Here is an 8,753-nt window from a genome sequence, read left to right as displayed (position 1 = left end):
AAACGGAATCGGTTGACCCATCGTGACCGCTCAGCGTACAAAACTCTCTCCAGCGTGAAGGCCGTGTGCAAATCGGTCACGATCACCGGAATGACCGGTCACGTTCGCCGGAATACGCATCCCGAAGGCTTTGAACGCAGAATGTTACATTTTCTGGTTTCAGTAAGAGTTCAATGATTCGCCTATCTATGCTCGGGAGGTTACGGGACATGGGTATGGGCATCAAAGGAGTGAAAATACGGATTATAAGCCGTGGCTTGATAGGCCGCAACGCTCGATAGTCCTGCCTCATGACCAATGAGGCAGATATGGAAGAGCTGGCAGTCGCTATCGGAAAAAACATTAGGGAAAAGCGCCGAGCGAATGGCCTCTCTCAGGATCGCTTTGCATTAGTAGCAGGCATTGATCGTAGCTACATGGGAAGGATAGAGCGTGGAGAAGTGAGCATCACCATTGAGATGCTGTATAGGATCGCAGCGACATTACAGTGCGAGCCGATAACCTTGCTCCCTAAGATGTCTTCTATACGTTTACCTAACTCTCGTAAGGCTAATAAGGGACGTTTTAATTAAGGACTATAGCCGTTTCTACGATGAAAGACGTGACTCGATAGTTGTTTGAGGTGGCATTTTTACGGTAGGTCTGCAACGTGCATAACAATACTTAAGCAGGCACAAAGCTATCTACTTCCATCCGAGCAACGCAATTTATTGTATTGATTGCTCTTATTCAGCGCTGACCCGGGCGGCCTCTACGAAATGCCTCTTTGTTGTAATGTTCAGAACTCATCTTCATTAATTAATCCGAACACCATTCTCTTAGCATGGCTAAGATCACTCTTAGCCAGCACGTACCAATCGTACACTTCGCTTCCTGGCAACATTTCCTGACCCACTGCACAGCGATCCCGCTCGTATCGAAACCTTGTACCCGCTGGCGATTGCCATTCGACAACGTTATCACCACTAAAAACCGGCTTAAGATCACTTATTTTTCGTATAGCCATCGTAGTCAGCCACCTGAAGCATATTAATCTTTATTAATTTATTGATTTGGTTCACTTTAACGCTAATCGCCGACAGGTTGCAGATGGTACTGGACGGCCAAAACGAGCCGATATAATCACGAGCTAGCACCAGACGGGCAATAGGCGGCTTGAGCAGTACCTGGCCGAAACCTCACGGCTGGGTGAATATGATAAATTTATAGATAACCGCGACGAGCGTAGAGTATCCAACTTCGGTCGGCCTGGAGGACGTTATCTAAACCAGGCTGTCTCAAAGATAATCACCATCGTTTCAGAAATTTGTATCCAAACGAAACAAGTCATAATGCGAACCCTAAACACCGAAGGAGAGCCTAAACATGCCATCTTTATCGCCTGATGCTTTGGCTATACTTCTCCCCCTCGGCATTCTTTTCTCCGCTCTACTCATGTTCGGAGCTGGCCTTGTATGGGCCCGCTACCGCGATTACCAGAACGAAAGGCAAGATCGAGAAAAGTTAATTCAAGCTATTTTGGACCAGATCGAACCTTGGGCAGGCTCTCGATCCTCCGCCTGGGCATGGTATCAAACATATCCCATTTCGGCCCTCGGTGGACAGACAGCCCAGCAACTAACCGCTCAAGGAAGAGCTTACGAGGTAATCGCGTACATAGCCCACATTCGCCAGGGCGGATATGCTTAACCCGTCCTATCGCTTGTTTTATTTTTTATGTGGCTTTAAGTACGCGTAACCACTGAGTAATGCAGGATAGACCCGTTTGTATAGCGACGATATGATTCCGACCGTCGCTAACCGGCCAAAAGCTGCCTTTTAGTATTATCTGATGTAGAAATTAGCATGAGCTGCCGAAAGGTGTGGAGCAATAAAGCGGCTGCCCCTTTATTGCTTTCTTGCAGTTGTTTGGTCGCTAACCCCAATCGGCACTGAAATACTATCAACGCTTTGCGGGCGTCACAGTTCTGCCATTCAGCCTAGGCCGAGTCAACGCCCTACCCACAGCGAGCGGTTGGTTGAACCGAGGGTTAGCTGCTGCGCACTGACTCTTCACTCTCCTCATCTAGACGTAGCTGCGAAACCAGCTTATGACACGTGCTACATCGTTTTCATCACTGGCCATAATCTTTTGTCCAAAGTGCCTTATCGTCTTGTCTGCTACACCACCAATAAACCTTAGAGCCACAGCCGCTGCATCGTCACCATTCTATTGGCTGGGTGAGGCAGCTCCGCATTAGAAGCTTGGTCCCACTCTCGTAAAAATTCGGCAATAATACCGGTCTGTGCAACGTTGCGGACCTGATCCTTGATCACCTCTGGTTTCATAGACAGTTTCAGGGCTTAGGCAAAGTACCCAGGACAGTTGATCTAGGATTTTTCGAGACATGAGTAGAGCAGTAGATACTTGCTGGCAGGGAAAGAAATAATTTCGATGTCGGTTTCTCGGAATACGAGTGTTCCGTATCCAATTTCTCCATGCCATTGTGCTTATTAGCTAGCTCTTTTGTGTCGTGACAATGCTAACCCCTAGGCTTTTTCCGGAGCTAGGAAGTAATCTCGTTGACTATTCCATGCGTGCACGCGAAACTCCTGGCGTACACAGGGAAAAAGAATGAATAACAAAGCGCTCCAACTTGATCAGCATCGACTTAGAATGTCCATGGTAGTGTTTACACTACTGGCACTGCTGCTCGTTTTTCTTTCTTCCGTCAGCCATCACCAAGCCTCTGTTACACGATTAGATCAAGGGTTTATCGGTCCTTTTGATAATTTAGTTGTTGCTCAACACAATGACTCCTTTAGGGCGAGGAGTACTAACCACGAAAAAATCACTTCACCGGTTGATGATAGAGACTCTCCCGATTGGTGGCGCGTCGATTCTACAGTCGTATGGTCCGATCTGTGTAGTATCACTTGTGTCGTTAGCCCGGGTGCGAAATATTCTCCCTTAGCCGCCCGCTTTCTGCTCCCCCTTCTTCGCGCCCCCCCTCTGGCGTAATCCCCCTTTTTTATGGCTGTGGCCTGCACTGCCATCCGAGTTAGTTAAGTTTTTATTGAGGATTACCCATGAAATCGCTGCGTTCACGGGCCGTGGTCTACGGCCTGGTGATTGTGCTCGGTTTGCTGAGTGCATTACCAAATCTCCTTTCTCCGAATCTCTTTAGTAAGCTACCGGACTGGTATCAGCAAAACACTGTTTCCCTTGGGCTAGACCTTCAGGGTGGCTCACACTTGCTACTGGAAGCAGATATCCAGGACTTATTTGCCAGCGAGCACGAGGCGGTGGCTGAAGAGTTAGCCACCTCACTGCGTGGGGCGGGTATTCAATACGGGCGCTCCCAGAATACTGAAAAGGGCATTGAGTTACCGGTGCATCAGCCCGAGCGTATGCCCGAAGCCACCAGTCTTGCCCACAAGCTGTCCATGGAAACACCGGATGGCAAACGCCGGTTCGATGTGGATTTGAATGATGACAAACTGTTGCTGACGCTGACCGAATCTTGGCGGGAGAATATTACCCGGGATGCGGTTGAGCGAAGTCTGGAAGTGGTTCGGCGGCGACTGGATGAAACAGGGCTTGTAGAACCCAGTATTACCCGTCAAGGCAACGACGGCATCTTGGTGCAAATGCCTGGTGTCGCCGACCCTAGTGAGATCCGTGAATTACTAGGTACCACAGCGAAAATGACCTTTCACTGGGCTACGCAAGAAAGTATCCCATCGATAACCCTGCCAGATGCCTACGACGATAGGCTATATAAACTGGAACAACGGGTGGCTATGGCAGGTGAACATATTCGTGATGCCCACATGGCTTTCAATCCGGATACGGGATCACCGGTAGTTAATTTCAAACTGGACGATAAAGGCGCGCAGCTTTTCGGAGACATGACCCGAGATAACATTGGCCGACCGCTGGCCATTGTGCTGGATGGCAAAGTAATCACAGCCCCGGTGATTCGTAGCGTAATTAGTGGCGGCAGTGGAGAGATCAGCGGCGAGTTTACATCCAAGGAAGCCGGTGACCTGGCCCTGCTACTGCGTGCCGGGGCCTTGCCGGCACCGTTGCATGTGGTAGAGGAACGTACGGTTGGCCCGGACCTGGGCAGTGACGCCATCACGATGGGGTTAACCACTGGCTTGCTTGGTGCAGCCATGGTGATTGCCTTCATGATAGGGCTTTATGGACGCTGGGGGCTGATCGCTTGTGTGGGGCTAACGGTGAATATCGGATTGGTCTTCGGGATATTGAGTCTGTTGGGTGCGACCCTTACCCTGCCGGGTATTGCTGGGATTATCCTAACCATTGGCATGGCAGTGGACGCCAACATTTTGATCAACGAACGTATTCGTGAAGAGTCTCGACGGGGGAAGCCTGCATGGGTGGCACTGAGGGAAGGGTTTGGTAAGGCCTACAGGACGATTCTGGATTCCAACTTCACCACCCTGATCGCGGTCAGCCTGCTGTTCCTGTTTGGCAGCGGACCAGTCAAGGGCTTTGCCGTCACTATCGGTATTGGTCTGGTGACTTCACTGTTTACGGCGATTGCTGTCACCCGCCTGCTCATGGAATGGCGCATTAGAGGCCGTGAAAGGGAGCCGTTAGTGATTTCTGGTATTGCCTGGCTGGATCGTTTGAGCGCGCGCGGTGTGAATTTTATGCGTGGACGGGTGATTGGACTCGTGGTATCGGCAGTGCTTTCAATTGCGGCTATCGCCCTATTTGTACAGCCGGGGCTGAAATACGGCGTTGATTTTACCGGTGGTACGGTTGTTGAAGTGCAGGCATCTAAAGTACCGGTAGAGCAATTGCGAACCACTCTACAGGAGCAACAGCTTGAAAGCGCCGCTATTCAGGAGGTCGGAGATGGTGGACGTTACCTCATCCGTCTGCCAGCTGAACAAGGCACACCTGGGGCAACGGCGGAGCAGGTAACATTGCTCAAAGCGGCGGTCTCATCCGTCGACTCTAGTGCTGAATTCCCGAAGGTAGATATGGTAGGGCCGAAGGTCAGCGGTGGGTTCAGCGATGCCACGATCCTGGCAATCATGTTGGCTGGCACAGGAATGCTAGCTTACCTCTGGTTCCGTTTTGAATCCCATTTCGCATGGGCAGCCACCCTAACCATTGCGTTGGATCTCACCAAGACCATTGGGTTCTTTGCCCTCGTCGGCGTTGAGTTCAACCTGACGGCAGTCGCCGCGTTGCTCGCGCTGATGGGGTATTCGGTCAATGATAAGGTGGTGGTGTTCGATCGTATCCGCGAGAACATGCGAATTACACCGGATCGTCCCATGCTGGAGCTGCTGAACGAAAGTATTTCATCGACCCTCACCCGCACTGTATTTACGTCGGTGACGACCTTTCTAGCTCTGTTGCCCATGGGCATTGCCGGTGGAGCAGCTGTATCAAGCTTTGCGTTACCCATGCTGTTTGGCATTGTGATAGGCACCAGTTCATCAGTCTTTATTGCGTCCCCAATTCTTTATTATCTGAGTCAAAGGCGCACAAAGAAGGGACTCGCCCAATTGCGACCAACAGCAGAAGAAATCCGCAAGGAACTGGAACTCACACCCTAAGGAGTTGCGTGATGAAGTTGCAGCTCTGTTTGCAAAAGGTGATCACCTATGTTCGCAATTGATCAACTGATACTTCTGGCGGCCATTCTGATCCTGTTTGGCATTCTGTCGAGCAAGCTGTCAGCTAGACTTGGACTGCCAGTACTGGTGTTGTTCCTGTTGACTGGAATGTTGGCTGGCGAGGGCGGGATTGGTGGCATTGCATTTGATAATCCGGTCGCCGCTCATGCCCTAGGAACCTTGGCCCTGGCAATGATCCTCTTTGATGGGGGCCTACAGACCCCATTTTCATCCATCAAGCTGGTATGGAAGCCAGCCTCAGTGCTAGCAACACTGGGCGTACTGGTCACTGCCGTCATAACTGGGCTGGCGGCAGCCTATATTCTTGATCTGTCGATGCTTGAAGGACTATTACTCGGTGCCATTGTCGGCTCAACGGATGCAGCTGCGGTATTTTCTTTGCTGCGTAATGCGGGTATCCATATTAACCGACGCCTTAAATCTACCTTGGAAATCGAAAGTGCGTCTAACGACCCTATGGCCATCTTCCTTACAGTCGGTCTGCTGGAGATGCTGGTAAATGACATGGCGTTTGGGGCAGAACTGCTCCAGCTATTTATCATGCAAATGGGTATTGGGGCGGTTGTTGGGCTTTCCGTCGGGTGGGCTTCCGTAAAAGTCATCAACCGCATTCAGTTAGTGGCCGCGGGCCTGTACCCGGTCATGGTAGCTGCGTGTGGGTTATTGGCTTTCGGAATAGCGGCTAATCTCGGAGGAAGTGGGTTTCTTGCCATATTCATAGCTGGGGTGATTGTTGGCAACAGCCGCTTCGTATTTCAGCTCAGTACATTCCGGTTCCACGATGGCATGGCTTGGCTTAGCCAGATAACCATGTTTGTTGTGTTGGGGCTATTGGTTGATCCTATGTCCCTACTGGATGTCTGGCTGGAAGGTTTGATGGTTGCGCTGGTTCTGGTGCTTGTCGCTAGGCCAGCGGTGGTTGTTCCGGTACTGAAAGTTTTTGGTTTTAATCGTCGGGAAATAGCGCTGGTGTCCTGGGTAGGGCTACGCGGTTCAGTGCCTATTATTCTGGCTATATTCCCATTGATGTTCGGTTTGCCCGAAGCCCCCCTTATCTTCAACGTAGTGTTCTTCGTTGTACTACTTTCCGCAACGGTTCAGGGCTCGACACTCCCATGGGTGGCGCGAAAACTCGGCGTGACAGAGATGCCTCCGGCACAACCTGCGGCGACTCTGGAAATCTCTGCGCTTGGTGATATAGATGCCGAAATTGTGGAATACACACTGGGAGATAACCCTCGGGCTGCGGGGCGACTTTTGTCAAGAATGGCGCTACCTGACAGTAGCGTGGTTGCCATGATCACTCGCGGTCCAGATGTTATTCCGCCTAGAGGCTCTACCCTACTGTACGCAGGGGATCATCTCTTTGTCGTGCTGAGGCCCCACCTCAGACCTTCTGTTGATTGTGTTTTTTCGCAGGCGCTAGAAGCGAGCTATCGCGAGCTTCTACCTACTGAGCTTCCTTTACCTACTGAGCTTCCTTTGAAAGGCAGCACCCGGATTGATGACGTCTGGGCTTCCTATGGTATCTACCTAGGCAAGGAAGGAGAGCTAACACTGGATCAATTGATTAAGAATCAATTAACAGACAAAAATCCTGTCGTAGGTTCGTCAGTGATTGTGGAAGGTGTAAAGGTGCAGGTCAGGGATATGCTCGGCGATCGAATCAGTACGGTAAGCCTAACATCAGCCGCTTGATCAAATTGCTAAGGCTCAACAAACCACCAATTTGTGCAAATGAGATAACAGATGAACACAATATGGATGTGGATTGGATTTAATTTATTCGTCCTAGTGGTACTTGCCCTGGACCTGGGAGTCTTGCATCGGGGTGAAAAGCAAATAACAGTAAGGCATGCCCTTTGGCTAAGCCTGGGCTACCTCGTGCTGGCGATGATTTTTGCCGGTGGTATGTTTGTTTTCATGGGAGAAGCAGAAGGATACCAGTTCCTGACTGGCTACCTGATTGAAAAGAGTCTTAGTGTCGATAATATTTTTGTCTTCGTGTTGATATTCACTCACTTCTCGGTACCCCCGCAGTATCAGTACCGTGTGCTTTTTTGGGGTATCCTGGGTGCATTGGTAATGCGTGGGACACTGATTTTGGTGGGTGCTTCAATTATTGATGCGTTCCATTGGGTTATCTATCTTTTCGGTGCCTTCTTGATCCTAACAGGGATCAAAATGCTAGTAACTGTTGGTCAAGAGCCGGATGTCGACAATAACCGCATCGTTCGGTTTATGCGTCGGCGCTTTAAAATTACGCAAGACTTTTCCGGGTCTCGCTTCTTTGTGACAGTGGAAGGCGTCCGTTATATGACGCCTCTATTTCTGGTGTTGATTCTAATTGAACTGACGGATGTTGTTTTTGCACTAGACTCCATACCGGCGATCTTTGCCATAACGACAGACCCCTTCATCGTCTATACCTCGAATGTTTTTGCAATCCTTGGTTTGCGGGCACTCTACTTTGCATTAGCAGGCATCATTCATCGCTTCCACTATCTTAAGTATGGTTTATCGCTGGTGCTAGTTATTGTCGGCGTTAAGATGGTGCTCAATGCTTGGTTCGGAACTAAGGTCATTCCCACCGAGATAGCGTTGTTAATAACGGGAATTCTTATAGGTGGCTCAATCCTGTTTTCCATGTGGAAGACAAAAGGCATGGATAGCGAGGAAGCTGGACAAGTGGCCAACCAGTGGTGGATTCCAGGTAGCCCGCCTAACAAAGGGCATGGGCATGGCGGTGATCCGGAGGCATAGCTGTCATTAACGTAACATGCACACTGTAAAATTTTTTACCAATCGCTGTAGTCTCACCAGCCATGCGGGACGTTATGAAAACTCCATAACAAAAAGCTCTTTTGGCAATTTCTCTCCTTCAGAAGTTGCCTCGGCAGTATCGCACCAAGCATTTTGCCTGCTACATATCCCAATGAACGAGCCTGCTGCCGTTGCTGACATGTCTGCTTTGGGTCGAGCCCTGACCATGAATTAACCTTAGCACATGACGAGCGTGAATTGAGCCATTCTTTGACCTCCACCTGATGGAGGATCATGCTATGAACTTTCCGACTGAAATCTCATTT

4 protein-coding genes are annotated in these 8,753 nt (G+C 50.0%); all 4 read left to right on the top strand.

Features of this window, described 5'->3' with window-relative positions; all coding sequences use genetic code 11:
* The first annotated feature begins 308 nt into the window (after positions 1 to 308).
* The 4 genes from V8L70_RS22110 (at position 309) to V8L70_RS22095 (ending at position 8,427) form a co-directional block, all read left to right on the top strand.
* The gene (locus tag V8L70_RS22110) at positions 309 to 572 is read left to right on the top strand and encodes a helix-turn-helix domain-containing protein (protein ID WP_336270605.1); all 264 of its coding nucleotides are present in this window, start codon (positions 309 to 311) and stop codon (positions 570 to 572) included.
* A gap of 2,497 nt (positions 573 to 3,069) precedes the next feature.
* A complete protein-coding gene (gene secD / locus V8L70_RS22105; RefSeq protein ID WP_336270604.1) occupies positions 3,070 to 5,583 on the top strand; it encodes a protein translocase subunit SecD in 2,514 nt (837 codons plus the stop codon).
* Between the two features lie 48 nt (positions 5,584 to 5,631).
* On the top strand, positions 5,632 to 7,362 hold the full coding sequence (locus tag V8L70_RS22100) for a potassium/proton antiporter (RefSeq protein ID WP_336270603.1): 1,731 nt from the start codon (positions 5,632 to 5,634) through the stop codon (positions 7,360 to 7,362).
* Between the two features lie 51 nt (positions 7,363 to 7,413).
* The gene (locus tag V8L70_RS22095) at positions 7,414 to 8,427 is read left to right on the top strand and encodes a TerC family protein (RefSeq protein WP_336270602.1); all 1,014 of its coding nucleotides are present in this window, start codon (positions 7,414 to 7,416) and stop codon (positions 8,425 to 8,427) included.
* The last annotated feature ends 326 nt before the right edge of the window (positions 8,428 to 8,753 follow it).

Source organism: Vreelandella arctica, assembly GCF_037070215.1.
In the GTDB taxonomy this organism is placed as follows: Bacteria; Pseudomonadota; Gammaproteobacteria; order Pseudomonadales; family Halomonadaceae; genus Vreelandella; species Vreelandella arctica.
The sequence above is the reverse complement of the archived record's forward strand: the minus strand, read 5'-3'. Positions and strand labels throughout refer to the sequence as shown.